The organism is Anaerostipes sp. Marseille-Q3525 (assembly GCF_018223505.1).
GTDB classification, from domain to species: Bacteria; Bacillota; Clostridia; order Lachnospirales; family Lachnospiraceae; genus Anaerostipes; species Anaerostipes amylophilus.
In genome coordinates this window covers 116,038-133,041 of sequence record NZ_JAGTTT010000001.1, presented here as the reverse complement: position 1 = coordinate 133,041, position 17,004 = coordinate 116,038, and the positions used below count along the sequence as shown (strand labels likewise).

General features: G+C 37.1%; 16 protein-coding genes. 1 reads left to right on the top strand and 15 read right to left on the bottom strand.

The genetic code is table 11. The features are described 5' to 3' along the window. Positions 1–18 precede the first annotated feature (18 nt). The 10 genes from KE503_RS00690 to ybaK are packed head-to-tail and all read right to left on the bottom strand — an operon-like array spanning position 19 to position 10,174. Entirely contained in the window at positions 19–1,335 is a 1,317-nt protein-coding gene (locus KE503_RS00690; protein ID WP_212384272.1) for an alpha-amylase family glycosyl hydrolase, read from the bottom strand. 18 nt (positions 1,336–1,353) lie between these two features. Beyond that, entirely contained in the window at positions 1,354–4,563 is a 3,210-nt protein-coding gene (locus KE503_RS00685) for an ABC transporter permease (protein WP_212384271.1), read from the bottom strand. 22 nt (positions 4,564–4,585) lie between these two features. Continuing rightward, positions 4,586–5,287 (bottom strand): ABC transporter ATP-binding protein, encoded by a 702-nt coding sequence (locus tag KE503_RS00680; protein ID WP_022374144.1) that lies wholly within the window; start codon positions 5,285–5,287, stop codon positions 4,586–4,588. A 58-nt stretch (positions 5,288–5,345) separates the two neighbouring features. Beyond that, complete coding sequence (locus KE503_RS00675) at positions 5,346–5,519, bottom strand: DUF4250 domain-containing protein (protein ID WP_212384270.1); 174 nt, start codon at positions 5,517–5,519, stop codon at positions 5,346–5,348. 11 nt (positions 5,520–5,530) lie between these two features. Continuing rightward, a complete protein-coding gene (locus KE503_RS14370) occupies positions 5,531–6,403 on the bottom strand; it encodes a hypothetical protein (RefSeq protein WP_242852163.1) in 873 nt (290 codons plus the stop codon). A 20-nt stretch (positions 6,404–6,423) separates the two neighbouring features. Then, positions 6,424–7,665, bottom strand: a complete 1,242-nt coding sequence (locus KE503_RS00665; protein WP_022374141.1) for a zinc-ribbon domain-containing protein — start codon at positions 7,663–7,665, stop codon at positions 6,424–6,426. A gap of 25 nt (positions 7,666–7,690) precedes the next feature. Beyond that, positions 7,691–8,257, bottom strand: coding sequence for a YARHG domain-containing protein (locus KE503_RS00660; protein ID WP_212384269.1), 567 nt, complete (start codon positions 8,255–8,257; stop codon positions 7,691–7,693). After that, positions 8,244–9,110: an N-acetylmuramoyl-L-alanine amidase family protein gene (locus tag KE503_RS00655; RefSeq protein ID WP_212384268.1), complete on the bottom strand. Its 867-nt coding sequence runs from the start codon at positions 9,108–9,110 to the stop codon at positions 8,244–8,246. The genes KE503_RS00660 and KE503_RS00655 overlap by 14 nt, the downstream gene beginning before the upstream one ends. 23 nt (positions 9,111–9,133) lie before the next feature. Beyond that, a complete protein-coding gene (locus tag KE503_RS00650) occupies positions 9,134–9,679 on the bottom strand; it encodes a beta-class carbonic anhydrase (RefSeq protein ID WP_212384267.1) in 546 nt (181 codons plus the stop codon). A gap of 15 nt (positions 9,680–9,694) precedes the next feature. Beyond that, positions 9,695–10,174, bottom strand: a complete 480-nt coding sequence (ybaK, locus tag KE503_RS00645) for a Cys-tRNA(Pro) deacylase (RefSeq protein WP_022374137.1) — start codon at positions 10,172–10,174, stop codon at positions 9,695–9,697. A 129-nt stretch (positions 10,175–10,303) separates the two neighbouring features. Between ybaK and KE503_RS00640 the strand changes: the two genes are divergently transcribed. After that, a complete protein-coding gene (locus tag KE503_RS00640; protein WP_022374136.1) occupies positions 10,304–11,566 on the top strand; it encodes a peptidoglycan-binding protein in 1,263 nt (420 codons plus the stop codon). Positions 11,567–11,675: 109 nt separating this feature from the next. On the opposite strand, the gene KE503_RS00635 is transcribed toward KE503_RS00640, so the two are convergent. The 5 genes from KE503_RS00635 to KE503_RS00615 form a co-directional block, all read right to left on the bottom strand. After that, the gene (locus KE503_RS00635; RefSeq protein WP_212384266.1) at positions 11,676–13,334 is read right to left on the bottom strand and encodes an AAA family ATPase; all 1,659 of its coding nucleotides are present in this window, start codon (positions 13,332–13,334) and stop codon (positions 11,676–11,678) included. A gap of 103 nt (positions 13,335–13,437) precedes the next feature. Then, entirely contained in the window at positions 13,438–14,139 is a 702-nt protein-coding gene (locus KE503_RS00630; RefSeq protein ID WP_055198381.1) for a M15 family metallopeptidase, read from the bottom strand. Positions 14,140–14,458: 319 nt separating this feature from the next. Further along, complete coding sequence (locus KE503_RS00625; RefSeq protein WP_022374132.1) at positions 14,459–14,944, bottom strand: dihydrofolate reductase; 486 nt, start codon at positions 14,942–14,944, stop codon at positions 14,459–14,461. A 14-nt stretch (positions 14,945–14,958) separates the two neighbouring features. Further along, positions 14,959–15,807, bottom strand: coding sequence for a thymidylate synthase (thyA, locus tag KE503_RS00620; protein ID WP_022374131.1), 849 nt, complete (start codon positions 15,805–15,807; stop codon positions 14,959–14,961). Next, positions 15,804–16,949, bottom strand: coding sequence for an AI-2E family transporter (locus tag KE503_RS00615; protein WP_022374130.1), 1,146 nt, complete (start codon positions 16,947–16,949; stop codon positions 15,804–15,806). Before KE503_RS00615 ends, thyA begins: the two co-directional genes overlap by 4 nt. Positions 16,950–17,004: the final 55 nt, after the last annotated feature.

Genomic DNA, 17,004 nt, shown 5'->3' with positions numbered 1-17,004 from the left:
ATGTTTTCAACATAAAAGTCAAGGAAGGGATACCTCTTCTGTTCGAATTATCATTGCTGTTTTTCCTTTGATCACAAGTCCTCCTCCAAAATCTACAGATTCTCCTGTGATCAGATCTGTTCCGCATCCGGCCTGTGCATCAAAATGTGCTGTAAATTCATTATCTCCACAGTTCATTGCAAATATGATACGGTCTTCATTTGTTCTTCTCTGAAAAACAAGAACATCTGGCGCGATCGCTAACTGTAAATAATCTCCGTATTTTAATGCTGGTGACCCCTCTCTTACCTTTGCAAGCTTTGCAATATAATCTGTCAGTTCATTTTCCACTAAGTCTTCTTTGTGGATTCTTGGACGAAGGCTGTCATCGCTTCCTTGCTCTTTCTTTCCTTCCATTCCCCATTCACTTCCATAATACACTCCGGGAACCCCTGGCATTGCAAACTCCATTGCATAGATCAATAGTAAATGTTCTTTGTCCTCTAACTGACTTGCAATTCTTTCTACATCATGATTATCGACAAAGTTATATAACGGAAGTCCTTTATATAATGTCCATTCCTCTGGTCCAAACTGACGATTTAAAGAATATCCGATCTCATGCATATTGTGTGTGTTAAAACTTGAATAAAGTCCTTTGTAACATTCATAATTTGTTACAGAATCAAGTAAATCCGGATTCACAAGCTGTGTGTAATCTCCATGAAGCATTTCCCCGATCATTATAAATTCTGGATTCTTGCTGTGAACAAAATCTACTAATGCTTTCATAAAGTTTCTATTTAACATATAAGCAACATCAAGTCTTAATCCATCAATTCCAAGTTCATCCATCCATTTTCCAACGGATTCTAATAAATAATTTCGAACCTGCTCATTATCAAGATTTAATTTAACAAGTTCAAAATGTCCTTCCCATCCTTCATACCAGAATCCATCATCATAACAGCTGTTTCCGTCAAAATTGATATAAAACCAGTCTTTGTATGGAGAGTCCCATTTCTTTTCTTTCACATCCTCAAATGCAAAAAACTCTCTTCCCACATGGTTAAATACTCCATCTAAGATCACTTGAATTCCTTCTTTGTGCATCGCATCACACATTGTCTTAAAGTCTTCATTTGTTCCAAGTCTTTCATCGATCAGCTGATAATCTTTCGTATCATATCCGTGGTCACTTGATGAAAATACCGGTGAAAAGTAAACAGCATTCATTCCTAATTTCTTAATGTGTGGAATCCAGTCGATCATCTCTAAAATTCCATGGGAAGGTTGCCCATCTGTTAATGCTCGTAGTGGAAACACCTGATAAATCATTAATTCGTTCATTTTCATAGTCTCTTTTCCTTTCTGTCACTCTGTGCTTTTCAATGATTCTACCATATCAATCTTCTTTAGTTGGAAATACATAAAGAAGTTTACGAGAATCGAAAAAGCAATTGTTAGTAAAATACTGTAAACATAGCTTGGAAGATAAATCTGTCTTCCAAACATGATCAAGTCGACTTCCGTTGTAAAGATTACATATTTGTGTAAAAGAATCCCCAAAATAATTCCTGCGATCGTTCCTAAGATCGTCAACAAAATATTCTCACGATAAACATAAGCGCCGACTTCTCCATCATAAAATCCTAGCACTTTGATCGTTGCGAGTTCCATTCTTCGCTCTGAAATATTGATATTATTCAAGTTATATAATACCACAAATGCAAGTAATCCTGCTGATACGATTAATACAACAACAACAATATTTAGATTATTTACCATATCTTCCATCGTCTTTGCGTCATCAGATGAAAAATGAAGTGCTGAAGCCTCATCTTTTGTAAGAATCTTCTTTCCATTTTCCTGCATCTTTTTCTTAGATATATTCTTTTCGATACAATATATACCTGTTGGCTCTGCTTTTTTGTGATACAATCTGGCATATAATTTCGGTGTCATGTATACTTTGTGTTGCAGATAATTTTCTGTGATCTGACTGATTTTTGCCTTAATGCTTCGATCACCTGATTTCTTGATCGTTATCGTATCTCCTTTGCTCACACCGAGTAGTGATGCTGCTTTCTCTGTCAGAATGATTCCTTCATCATCTAACTTATATTTGGTCTTACTCTTTCTATCCTGTAATGTAATATATCCGTTAAAATCGTCTTTTGACATTGGGAGGATCATCGTTGCATCTTGTTTTTCACCATTTGCACGGATCGTTACCGCAGATTCACTAACTTCCATTAAATCTGTCATGTGATCTTGTTTTTTCGTCCAGTTTACGAATTCTTCTTTCTTAGCTTTTTTTATTCCATCTTTGTATGTGATAGAAAAATCATAGGTGATAATCTCTCCGTACTGATTCTTTGAAATTGCTGAAATCGAATCTTTAATTCCAAATCCCAATAGCAACAACGCCATACAGCCGCCAATTCCAAAGATCATCATAAAGAATCGTTTCTTATAACGGAACAGATTTCGCATCGTTGCTTTCCAGATAAAGCTTAACCGTTTCCATACAAATGGAATCCGTTCTAACAGGATTCGTTTTCCTTCTTTCGGTGCCACAGGACGCATCAGCTGTGCTGGCTTCTCTTTTAATTCTTTGTAACATGCAGATAGCACTGCGAATACAACAACCCCGACAGCAAGTCCTGCTGCCATAACTGAATATTCTGTTTCCAATGGCGTATACACATCTCCAAGCCCTGTATACATCATCTTATAGGCATTGATAATGATCCACGGAAGAAGCTTTTCACCGATCACTGCCCCAAGAATACTTCCTGTAAGTGTTGCTGCCAACGCATAACTGACATATTTCATTGCAATATGAAATCCACTGTACCCTAGAGCTTTCATCATTCCGATCTGTGTTCTTTGTTCCTCAACCATACGTGTCATTGCCGTTAAACTTACCAACGCTGCCACTAAGAAAAAAATAACTGGAACAACCTGTCCAAGTGCTGCAATTCTGTCTGCTTCCTGTCCGTATTCGACATAAGACTGCATCTTTTCACGATTCAAAATATACCATTTGCCTTGTTTGATATTCTTTACATCTTCTTTAGCATCTTTGATCTTATTCTCGGCATCTTTTAATTTCTTCTCGGCTTTCTTTCTTGACTTCTTTAACTTCTTCTCTCCATCATCAAGCTTTCTTTCTGCTTCTTTGATCTTGGTTGCTCCTGAATCAATCTGCTTTTGTGCTGTTACTAATTTTGCTTCATTTGACTCTATTGTCTGTTTAGCTGTCTTTAACTGACTGCTTTTCTGATTCAGTGTTCTTTCTGCATTTACAATCTTTGTCTGTGCTGCTTTTAACTGTTTTTTTCCAGAAGTGATCTGTGCCTTTGCTGTCTTTATCTGTTGCTTTCCTGCATTGATCTGTATCATAGAAGCCTGTGCTTCCTGCTCTGTGATCGCTCCTGCCTGTAACGCCTGATTGATCTGTTGTTCTTTTTTCTCTAACTGCTGTTCCTGTTCTTTTATTTTAGCTTCCTGTGTGTCAAGCTGGCTGCTTTTTGTTTTGATTGTCTGTTTCTGTGTCTTTAACTGTTTTCTTGCACTGCTGATCTGTTTGATTCCTGACTGATACTGTGCTTTCGCTGTCTGAATCTGTGATTTTGCACTTGCAAGTTTTTTCTTGCTTTGTTCTAATTCAGATTTAGAATCATTGATCTTTTGTCTTGAATCTTTCAGCTCCTTATCTGCCTTATCTAGTTTATTTAAGACTTTTTTACGTTCTTTTTTAAATGTCTTTTCTTTCTTGGAAATCTTATCAGAGGCTTCTTTCCAAACAGAACTTAAACGCTTCTTATTCTCGTCCTTAGAAATGTCTTTCAGCTGATCTTCTAACTCTTTTACTTTATCCTTATATGCATCGCTGTATGCTCTTTCTGATTTGGCACCCTTTGCTGTAAGATAAACTTCTGTATAAATGTCAGAGGAAAATTCTGATTGCTTAACAATGATAAATCCAGATAATGTTCCAGTTCCAATTGTTGTGTTTCCTCTTGATCTTGACAGATATTCTGCTGATCTTCCAATAGCTGTGATCTTATATGTCGTATCATTTAAGGTATCTTTAAGATCATCCTCTGTTCCTGAAGATAACTCCAAAATATCTCCAATTTTTAATCCATTCTGAGTCGCATACCATTCATCCACAAGGCATTCCCCTGACTTCTTCGGGAGCTTTCCTTGTACGATCGTAATCTGGTTTAATTTCTTCGTCTCTGCCACGACTTTCACTGCGTGTTCGTCGTCACTTCCCTGCTTCTTTGATATAACATCTGTAGAATGACCGCCTTCGATATCCGCTGTTTTCGAAAGCTTCTTCATCGATTCCAGATTCTCCTTCGATATTCCCAAAGTTCCCATCACTTTCACGTCCATAAGTTTCGAATCATCAAACTGATGGTCTGCTGTGATATGCATATCTTTCTGTGTTACACGGATACCTGCATAAAATGCAACCCCAAGTACCACAATAAAAAAGATGGACAGAAATCTTGGAAGCGTACCTGTGATCGTTCTGTATATATCTTTGTGTAATGCTGTCTTTTTCATACGCACTTCCCTGCCATTCTTTCTACCATTCAATCGTTTCCACCAGCTGTGGATTGTCATTTATCGTAATGTTACTGATCTTTCCATTTTTCATCTCGATCACACGGTCTGCCATTGGTGCAATTGCAAGGTTATGTGTAATAACCACAACTGTTTTACCTTTCTTATGACAAGTATCCTGAAGTAATTTTAAAATGGATTTTCCTGTCTGATAATCAAGTGCTCCTGTCGGCTCATCACAAAGTAGTATCTTGGGATTCTTCGCAAGCGCACGCGCAATGGATACTCTCTGCTGTTCTCCTCCAGATAACTGTGCCGGAAAGTTATTCAATCTATGTCCAAGTCCTACATCTTTCAGTACTTCTTCTGCATCCAGTGGATCTTTGCTGATCTGAAGTGCTAATTCCACATTCTCTGTTGCAGTCAGATTTGGAACCAGATTATAAAACTGAAAAACAAATCCGATATCGTCTCTACGATACCCTGTCAGCTGTTTTTTATTCCATTTGGAGATATCTTTTCCATCTACAAAAACAGCGCCACTAGTTGCAGTATCCATACCACCTAAAATATTCAATACGGTAGTCTTTCCTGCACCACTGGCGCCAATGATCAAGGCAAACTCACCCTTATTCACCGTAAAATCAATCCCGTCTACGGCTTTGGTGATCACCTCTCCTGTCTTATATATTTTCTTTACATTTTCTAACCGAATCAATTCCATAAATATGCTTCTCCTTTATAAAGAATTTTACCATATTTTGATTGATTCAGCCAGTCTCTTACTTAAACTGATTTAATGAATCATTATACTCATATCCAATGGATGAAAGTTTCTGTTTTATCTCATTTTCATCAAGATCAAGTGCTTTACACAGGTTCTCAAAGGAATCATAAAAATCCCTTAACTGGGTGTTAATATAACTTAGTAACATAACTGGGTCTTTTGGTACCATCTTTGTGTCTCCTATAAGATATTACTTAAGAAATTAGTTGCTGACCCTGCTGCACTTCCTAATGCAGAGAATACAAATTCTTTCATAATGAAATATGCTACAATTGCTCCTACGATCTCAACGATCAATGCGATGTAAGCAACTGCATTCTTATTTACACCAGGATAACTCATCATTGCCACCATACTATAAATGAATGTCAGTACGCTTCCAACCAGTACGATCAAAACTGCAAACTGGTACATTCCAAGCAGTAATCCTAAAATTGCAAGAATCAATGCTAAAATTGATCCTAGAGATCTCATTCCAACAATCTGGCATGCCTGAAACCAGTTGATCTTTGCATGACCCATTGCATTCATAAGTCCGAGAATAACACCTGAAATAATCAGAGATACGACAATTGACAAAATAACTCCATATCCAAAAAACTGTCCAAAAGATGGTGTCTGTCCCACATATCTTGACACTCCTAAAAAAGAGCTTACACCATTCAACGCTGTTGAAACGATTTTCTGAACAAATACATACAAATATAATCCTGCTAAAAGTGCCTGAATTCCCATAAGAATCAGCCCGTTTTTACTGTTTTCATCCGCGACAGAAGATGCAAAACCTGTGCTTGGATGTTTGATCATCTCTAATGCTTGTGTAAAGAAATTCTTTGTCATGGCTGCTACATCACTCTGATTTTGTTCAGATGCTGGGCCTTCATAATTGATTTCTTCATAGTTTGTATACTGCTGCTGTGTCTGCTGGCTTTCTGCCTGTGCAGTTTCTGACTGATATGCATTTTCCTGTGTATCTTCTGCATTCTGCTGTGTACAGATACAAGGCTGTCCGTTAATTAATTTTCTTCCACATTTTGTACAAAAGTTTGCCATAATATTCTCCTCTCTTCTCTTTAGTAATATGAAGCCGTATCGATCAGCCATTTTCCATTTTTCCTGATCATTCTAGCTACACCACTGATCTTCAATGTCTGTGTCTCATATCTATCCCATATTTTATATTTATAATCTCTTGAACCACTGACTGCAACAAATACACCATCTGCAACCGTGTTATAAGATGAATCCGAACTTGTTGCCTGACATTTTGTTAATTTTACACTTCCAAGTGATTTTGCATCACTTCCATAATACCAAATAGAATCACATAATCTGACTCCATAATTTTCTGCGGCTTCTGTTGATGTAAAATAAGATGTAAGACCTGCATTTCCTTTGTCTTTGATCTTAGCTTCTGTAATCTCCGGCATATAACTCTTTAACGCTTTTGCAGCTTCCGTTTTTGCTGTTCCTGAATACTGCACGACATTCAATGGATTGTCATCATTTGTATTGAACGTATAGCTGTCCTGATCAAATAGACCATCCGCTCCTGAAAATGTAAGCTTATGTTTTCCTGCAAACATTGTTACGTTATATGTATTTTCTGATGTATCTTCTGGAACCTTTGCTGCAATTCCATCGATTTTTAAAGTAACACCTGGCATTGTAAATAATTTTACGCTTTCTGTTGCCAATCCTGTATCTGTAGCACTTGTTACTTCATATTTATCAAAAAACAGGAAATTCTTCTTTGCTGATTTTGCGATATGAATCTCAACTTCATCAGAACCTTTCTTTGCCTGATATACATATTGTCCGGCATAAGTTCCATAATTCACATAACCACCAGTTGGTGTTGATAAAGTCTTTGTCTCATTCTGATCCATTGTCTTTTCAAATGCTTCTTCATTGATAAATGTATCTTCTGACAAATTAAACTTATCATAGATATTGGACCATTTCTTATTATTATAATCTTTTACAAACTGATTCGCTGCTGCCTCTGGACTGCTTTTGCTGTTTCCGATATAAAAAAACGCTGCGATCAGAACGACTAATACTGCAACTTCAGCAATGACGATCTTCTTGGCTTTGCTGCTAAATCCTTTAAATAATCCTCCACTCTTTGCCGGTGCTTTATTTGGTGCTTGATTCGGCTGTACTGGTCTTGATTTTTGTGTTTCATTCTGGTCTGCTGTCTTCTGGCTTTCTGTCTGCTGATTTTCTGACTCCAACGGTTCCATTCTCATTCCACATTCTCCGCAGAACATATCTCCGTCTTTTACTTCACTTCCACACTTTGGGCAAAACATATTTTCTCTTCTCCCTTCTCTTTTTTTATCTAAGTCCACGTTTCTTCAATTCTGCTGCCATTGTATCTACATTTTTCTTCTCGTATTTATTCAAAGAAATACTGTCCTGATCATCCACAGTACCGTTATACCATGCTTTCTTTTCAAAACGTTCTTTATTAACCTTTTTCGTAAATTTTAATCCATGTCTTGCATAGATTTCATTCACTGCATATTGAAGTTCGCTGTCAGATAATTTCTTTATGTCAGATTTGCTGATATATTCTGTATCGGCATCTGGAAAAACATATCCATCATCGGCATCCATGATCTCACTTGCTGACTTTGTATCACTATCAGATGCTTCCGTTGTTGTTTGTGCTTCTGTTGTGTTGTCGTCTGTTGAATCAGCCACGTTCCCATCCCCAACATCTTTTCCTTCATTATTTTTCTTGTTATTTGTTTCTTCTTGTACGGCATTTTTCAATGATGTACTGGCACCTTCATTGTCTGTTGTGTCTCTGCTTGTGACCAACATGGCAATGAGAATAACCGCTACGACTGCGATAGCTGCAGCAAGTACTGCAATTACCTGTTTTTCATTTTTCTGCATTTTTCTCTCCTTCTCTTTGGTAATATCTGTCAACTCCATCTGCAATTCCTTCTGCAAGCATTGTCTGATAATGACGATCTGATAACTTCTGATCTTCGTCTGGATTTGACATAAATCCCATCTCTACGATTGTTACAGGAATCTTACTCCAGTTGATCCCTGTCATCTCATCTGTCTGTGTTACCCCACGATTTTTAGCACCTGTTCTGCGGCACAAAGTACTAACTACACATTCAGATAATCTCTGACTGTCTGCTGCAATTACCTTGCAATAAGGATTGGATGAAGTAGGACTCATTGTTAAAGCTCCATTTGCTGACTGTGAATCTGCACTATTGCAATGGATCCTAAGTAAAATACCAGCACCACTTTCATTTGCCATCAAAGCTCTTTTTTTGTTGCTTAATGATACATCATTAGTCTCTCTGATCATATAAACATCATATCCTCTGGCGATCAATTCACTCTTAAGCTTTAATGACACTTCTAAATTTACCTGATATTCTGTTCTCTTCGTAACGACTCCTTCCGTTCCTGAAGATACCATTGGCTTTGTCTTGTCAGCACCTGGTCCGATCGCTTCCTGTTCACTCATCTGTTTCTTTTGATGTCCTGCGTCAATTGCGATCTTTATACGTTTTTCCTCTTTGGGCAGTGTTGTTGTCTCTTTCTTATTTTGTGTCGTCTTCTGAGACGCTTTCTGTGTTGTCTTCTGCTTAATAATCTCTGTCCGCTTCTCTGTTGTCTTCTCTTCTGCTTTCTTATCCTGTGTGATCACTTCATCATCTTTGCACCCCACACAAAAAATACTAAGCATCACACAAAGGATCAGAACTTTCCATATCTTTTTCATACTTATCCCTCTTTCGTTTCGATTTATGGTTCGACTACTTTTAATTCACCTGTTACTGAATCCATAACGTATCCTGAAATCTTTACATCTTTTGGAATCAGTGGGTGTTTTCGAAGCATTTCCACAGAATCTCTTACAGAACTTTCTACACAGTCAAAACCTTCTAACCATGTATCAAAATCAACTCCACAGTGACGGATCAGCTCAATCTTCTCCTCATCGATTCCGCGCTCCATCATATGTCCGATCATCATATCACTGTTGATATGCTGTACTCCACAGTCTGTATGTCCGATCACCATGACTTCCTCAATGCCTAGCTCAAATATACCGACTAAAATACTTCGTACCACACTTCCGAATGCATGACTTACAACTCCTCCTGCATTCTTAATGATCTTGACATCACCATTTTTAATTCCAAGTGCTGCTGGTAAAAGTTCAGTAAGTCTTGTATCCATACAAGTAAGAATCGCAATCTTCTTATCAGGGTACTTACTTGTCTTATACTGTTCATATTTTTTCTCTTTTACAAATTCCTGATTGTATTTTAAAATCTCATCAATCATCTTATACTCTCCCTTCTATAAAGTAATATCAGCAGTCTTTCCTTTGCATGCCTTAAGATAATCCTGTGTCGTAAGCTCAATCTGAATTCCATTCTTTCCACCACTTACAATGATCTTCTCCTGATCATTTGCACTTGCATCAAGAACTGTTGGATAATCTTTCTTCATGCCAATTGCTGTACAGCCTCCACGAATATATCCTGTGATCTTATTGATATCTTTTACATGGATCATCTCAACAGATTTCTCCCCCGCTGCCTTTGCAGCTTTCTTAAGATCAAGTTCCTTATCGATTGGAACTACAAATACAAAATATCCTCCGCTTTTTCCTTCTGTTACCAGAGTTTTAAACACTCTTTCATATGGTTCATTTAACATATCAGCGATCGTAATTCCATCGATAAATTCTTTGCACTCATAACGATGTACTTCAAATGGAATCTTCGCTCTCTCAAGCATTCTCATTGCGTTTGTTTTTGGTTCTTTCTTTGCCATTCTCCTGCTGCCTCCTTGCTGATTTATTTATCTAGCAAACATGTTATGGTGTTCATTTTACACCACCTTTGCACATTATATCATATTTTTTCATATATTGAGAGTAAAAGATATTCCGAGGATATTTTTATGCCAGAAATACAAAATAAAAATCTTGTCGATCAAGGCCGTTTAAAAATACAGGTAACTTCAAGCATCGGATCAGTTCCCATTCCTGATGCTTCGATTGAAATTTCTTACACTGGCGATCCTGACTCTGTTCTTGAAACAGTAAATACAGATGAAAATGGCCAGACTCCTGTTATTGATCTTCCGGCACCACCCGTCGAATACAGTATGTCACCAGGAGAAAACCAGCCTTATTCTGAATATAATTTAAGAATCCGTTCCAAGGATTATGAATCCGTCACGATTTCTGGTGCACAGATTCTCTCTGGTGTCCAAGGTCTTCAATCTGTTTCCTTGATCCCTGAAGAAACCAGTATTTCTACAGAAGAAAATCCTATTGTGATCGGTCCTCACACTCTGTGGGGCAATTATCCACCGAAAATTGCGGAATCTGAAATTAAGCCTGTTAACGAAACTGGTGAGATCGTCTTAAGCCGAGTTGTAATTCCAGAATACATTATTGTTCATGATGGTTCTGTTGGTGATAAGACTGCACAGAATTATTATGTGCGTTATAAAGATTACATCAAAAATGTTGCTGCCTGCGAAATTTATTCTACCTGGCCTCGTGCAACTCTTGAAGCAAATATTCTTGCGATCATGTCATTTACTTTGAATAGAGTATATACTGAATGGTATAGAAATAAAGGGCATGACTTTACGATTACATCTTCTACAGCTTATGACCACAAGTTTATTCCTGGAAAGACAACTTATGATTCTATTAATACGATCGTTGATGAGATTTTTGCAGATTATCTGTCCAGACCGAATGTAAGACAGCCGATCCTTACGCAGTATTGTGATGGAAAGAAGGTTTCTTGTCCCGAATGGATGACGCAGTGGGGTTCTAAATACTTAGGTGATCAGGGTTATGCACCAATTGAGATTTTGAGATATTATTATGGAGAAAGTATGTATATCAATACCGCCGAACAGATTTCTGGGATTCCATCTTCCTGGCCGGGATATGATTTGACGATTGGGAGCAGCGGAGATAAAGTTCGTCAGATGCAGCAGCAATTAAATCGGATTGCGCGGGATTATCCTTCTCTTCCTACAATTGCTGCGGATGGTGTATTTGGAGAATCTACAGCTAATGCGGTTCGAAAATTTCAAAATGTCTTTGGGCTGCCTCAGACTGGAATTGTGGATTATCCTACTTGGTATAAGATTAGTGAGATATATGTTGGAGTCAGTCGGATCGCAGAATTGAATTCTTAGGTAACTTATTTTAAGCCCCACTAGGTCATCCATGTGGGGTTCAAAATTTTAGTCAATACATTTACAAAAAAGCCTGTGCATTTATATTTTGCACAGACTTTTTATCATCTTATTTACATCTCACAAGACACCTTTTTTTATAAAATGAAATTCCATAACACAAAACCTCATCATAAGTATCTTCAAATTCTTTCGCATACATCTTTGTATCAATCTGATCCAATGCTTTTTGACAATCTCTTTCCAGATCATCTAATTTTCTAGAATATTTTGCTTCAAATACTGCAACCTGTCCCGTCACATCATTGTAGATTACAATATCACTTCGTCCTTCTCCATGTTCCCTGTTAGACTCCACACTATAACCAGCTCCTGCAAAGATTCCTGCAAGAAATGCATGGTAGAAATCTTCTCTGTAATCATAATAACTGATCGTCATTCGAAGCAAGGTACTGATCTCTTTTGTTAACTTGTCCGTATCTTTATTCCACACAGCATCGAACAAAGCCTTTCGATTCATCACCCTTGTGCTGTCTTCAAACCATTTTCTTACCGTTGATTCAAAAATCTCTTTGATTTCTTTGTTTGGAATTCTTAGCTCAACCAATCCCTCTGCATCACATTCCCCTGCTTTTGTAAGATATCCGGTAAGATAAAGAATGCTCCACAGATTATCCTCTGATGAATGCAGATAATCATATGTGAGATCTTCCTCTATCTTCTGACGGATACTTCCACCAGCAATCAGTGTTTCCAATTTCTTTCGAATAGCTGCTCCCGTATAATCAATAAATGAACGAATGATCGCATTATCACTAGTGTTCTTCCAATAACTTACTGGTCTTGCCTGAATATTATTCTGAAGATCTCTCAAGTAATTCATAACATCCCAAGGACAATACACTTCAAATTCGCCAAAATTATATCCATCGTACCATTCCTTTATCAAATCCGCTTTTTCTTCCATCCCCGCATCTGCTAAAAGTTTATCTACATCCTGTTGTGTGAATCCGTAATATTCATTGTATCTGGTTGAGGAAATCGTATCTGATACAAGGTTATTTGTTCCAGTAAAGATACTTTCCTTTGCAATCTTTAAGCAGCCAGTGATTACCGCAAATTTTAATGATGAATTATCCTTTAATGCAGTACTGAGCATGCCCTTCATGATCTCTAACATTTCTTTGTAGTAACCATTACTGCTTGCTTTTGCAATCGGAACATCATATTCATCAATTAGAAGTATAACTGGTTTTTTGTAGTAACCTTCCAACATATTAGTGATTCTTAATATACAACTTTGAATTTCTATCAAACTGGCATCACCGCTCTTTAATTTTTCATATACCAGTTTATCTTCTTTATCTACATCATCACTATCCAGCAAATACATATGCTGCTTGCATACCTCTGCCACAATATATTTAAGAAAATTAAATGCATTCTCAAATATACTACCATCCACATCTTTAAATGACAAAAACAAAGTCGGATACTGATTCATCCATCTTTCACAAATTGCTGTCTCCTTAGATATTTCAAGCCCCTCAAACAACTCCCTGCTATCCTTCCTAATATCCAAGAAACTATTCAACATGCTCATCGCCATCGTCTTCCCAAAACGCCTAGGACGAGTAATCAACGTCACCTGATCCATCTCACCCCGCAGCAACGTCTTAATCAAACCAGTCTTATCCACATAGTAATAATCCAACTCCCGAATCCTCTCAAAATCCGAAATCCCAACAGGAATATTTAAATTCTTCATCTTCTACTCACTCCCTCCTTTCTTTTATTAATTATATATCAATAAGTAAATTCACACAATTCAATATTTAAATTCTAAAACAACAAAAATTATCGCCAACTATTTATTTACATTCAAAATGCTGATAATCCTTAGAACTTCTCCAATTTCCACCCCAGCTAAATCCATATTTCTTAAAGATCTTATAAGCCGTATCATTCTTATGAATCATATAACGTTTATATTTTCCCTTGCACTTTGATGTCTTTCTCTGTTTATAAACCTTTCCATTCGAAGGAGAAACCTTATTTCCCTTTACCCATGGATTGATCCTTGGATTGATATCAATTGCTAATCCATAAGAATGATTAGACAATTTCTTCGTTCCACTGATCACACGATAATTAAACGCAGAAGTATTATTCGCAGACATAGACTTATTATCATTCGCATTATAATCATCGATCAGACGCATTCTCTGTATTCTGTATTTCTTCTGATATAATTCGTAAAATACCTTCACTGTTTTCTTTGCGATCTTCTTATTAACGATCAATTCACCATGCTTCACTTTTCCATCAAACCCATAATGAAGCACCTGAACATATCGAAGATCAGATAACTTAACATTCTTATTCTTACGATAAGACTTCCCCGTAATCCTCTTTTCAATCTTTGGAGAAATCGTCTCATAAGTAAAACCCTTTTTATATGTATATTTTGAAGCCGCATTTGCTGACTTCTTCTGTAAACAAACTGGTACCGCAACCACAGTAAGTGCCGTCAATGCAATCAAAGTCTTTAATTTCCATTTTGAATTATTCATATCCATTCTTCCTTTCCAAATTTTGATTTCATTATAACATAGTTTTCCCCATCTGTAGAAAAAGAAACACACACCAAATTCCTCAGCAATCACTATCCATTTCTATGTATCACCATATATTCATATTCATCTATCCATATTCCCAATAACCTACAGCCAAGAATATTTTAAATAATAACTGCCCCGTGACCGTATGAGCTCGTCGGTGCTTAATGAGCAGTGATGATTTATCATCGATGTCGAATTTAGCATCCGCTACGTGCGAATCCGAATGGGTCACGGGGCAGTTATTATTTAAAATATTCATTGAAAGACTAAATTATTTACCATACACAACAAATTGATACTCAATATCAAAGTACGTCTCTTCTTCACTTTCTTTCACAAGTTTCCACTCTGGCATCTCATCCAGATTTGGAAAATAAGTATCAGCATCATAAGCAAAGTCTGTTCTTGTAACATACGCTTTATCACAGTATGGAAGCATCATACGATAAATACTCTCTCCACCGATAATAAAAATATCTTCATCTTTATATTCTTCAAGTTCATCTAATAATTCTTCCTTGCTTCCAACAACGATCGCTCCTTTGGCATCGTAGTCTTTATCGTGTGTTAAAACAATATTAGTTCTCTTTGGAAGCGGCATTCCATTTGGAAAGCTTTCTAAGGTTTTACGTCCCATAACAACAACTTTTCCTGTTGTCATCTGACGGAACATCTTCATATCATTGGGGATATGAACTAAGAGTTCATTATTCTTTCCGATTCCCCAGTTCTTATCTGCATTTACAATAAGGTTCATTTGTTTTCTCCTTCTTATATCGCAATTGGAATATCTTTGATCTGTTCTCCTGCCTGATAATCTTCGATCTTGAAATCATCTGTTGTAAATTCATAGAAATCTTTGACTTCTGGATTCAGTGTTACTTTTGGTGCAGGATATGTCTCTCGTTTGATCATTTCTTTAATGATCGGAATATGACGATCATAAATATGGGCATCTGCGATCACATGTACTAATTCTCCTGCTTCCATATCACATACCTGAGCCATCATATAAACTAAAGCTGCATACTGTACAACATTCCAGTTATTTGCTGCTAAAATATCCTGTGAACGCTGATTTAAGATTGCATTTAATGTCAGTTTATCATGTCCTGGCTTCTTTGTTACGTTAAATGTCACGCTGTATGCACATGGATAAAGATTCATCTCATGTAGATCCTGATGAACATAAATATTGGTCATGATCCTTCGGCTGTATGGGTTATTCTTAAGATCGTAGATCACACGATCTACCTGATCCATCATTCCCTCTTTGTATTGATGTTTGATTCCCATCTGGTATCCATAAGCTTTTCCAATGGAACCGTCTTCATCTGCCCATTCATCCCATACGTGACTCTTAAGATCATGAACATTATTTGATTTTTTCTGCCAGATCCATAATAATTCATCGATTGCTGACTTGATATATGTCTTTCTTAATGTCAGAGCTGGAAATTCTTTTGACAGATCATATCGGTTTACAACGCCAAACTGTTTGATCGTATACGCAGACTCTCCATCCGGCCAGTGAGGGCGGACTTTCTCGCCTTCTGTACTTGTTCCATTCTCTAAAATATCTTCGCACATAGATATAAATACCTGATCTGCATAACTCATTCTTTCTTATTCTCCTTTTCTTCTTCCTCACTATTTGTTGTAAGCATCTCAAATCTTCGTTTGAAAAATGCGATCTTACGGTCAAATACACCTAATCTGTATAAGTTGATCACAAACATTCCAAGGATCAGTGCCAGTAACATTCCGCCTAATCCTCCAAATTTCAGACCAACATAGATCAAAAAGATTGTTGTCAGCGCAGAAATTCCCATGCTGTCTCCCATCATCTTTGGCTGCAGAACCTGTTTTAACACTAAACAGATTGCGTACACGATCAGTAAGAGGATTGCTGTCTTGATATCGCCTGTGATCATCTTAAATATTGCCCATGGTATAATGACTGTACCTGTTCCAAGAATTGGAAATATATCGACAATTCCTACTAAAACAGCATAAATGAATGAATGTCCAATGCCTGCAACAAAAAATCCAATCCACAAAATTGCTATGATCACAACCATAATCTTTAACTGTGCAAAACAGTAGCTCACTAAAACTCCTACAGAATTCTTCATAAATACATCTATTTTATGTTTTACAAATCCTGGAATACATTTTTCATACCATGCAATGATCTTTTCTCGTTCTAGCGAGAACATATAAGCTGAAAATAACATAACGACAAGTCCCAAAAGTCCACTTGTCACACCTTTGGCAACTCCTCCTGCATGAGCTACCCCATAGTCTCCTGCAGATGTTGCTGCTTTCTTCAACAATTCTCCGATCGAACCACTCCACTGTTCAAACTGTTTTCCAAAGGAAAGTGGTAAAATACTTAAAAAATGTTCTATCTTCTTCTGGAAAATAATTCCCTGTCTCATAATTTCCTGTCTGATATCCGGCATATCTTGTACAAATCCGATGACCTGCAGTGCAATTCCTCTCACTGCAAAATACAAAACTGCAATGATTGCTGTTATAACAACTGCAATTAGTATCGCAGAACCAAATTTCTTCGGCAATTTTACTTTCTTCTCCAGATATTCAATCACTGGGTGTGCTATCATTGATATGATCCAACCAGCCACAAATGGCCACAAAAATGCCAGTGTCTTAGGCAATACAAAGATCAAAAGCAATGCTCCCGCGAGTATTACCAGTAATTCCATGATAATATCCAGATAAATCTCCCAACGTTTCATAATCGTATCACTCCTTGATGTAATTAGTATATCATTGAATTTTCATACCATTTTC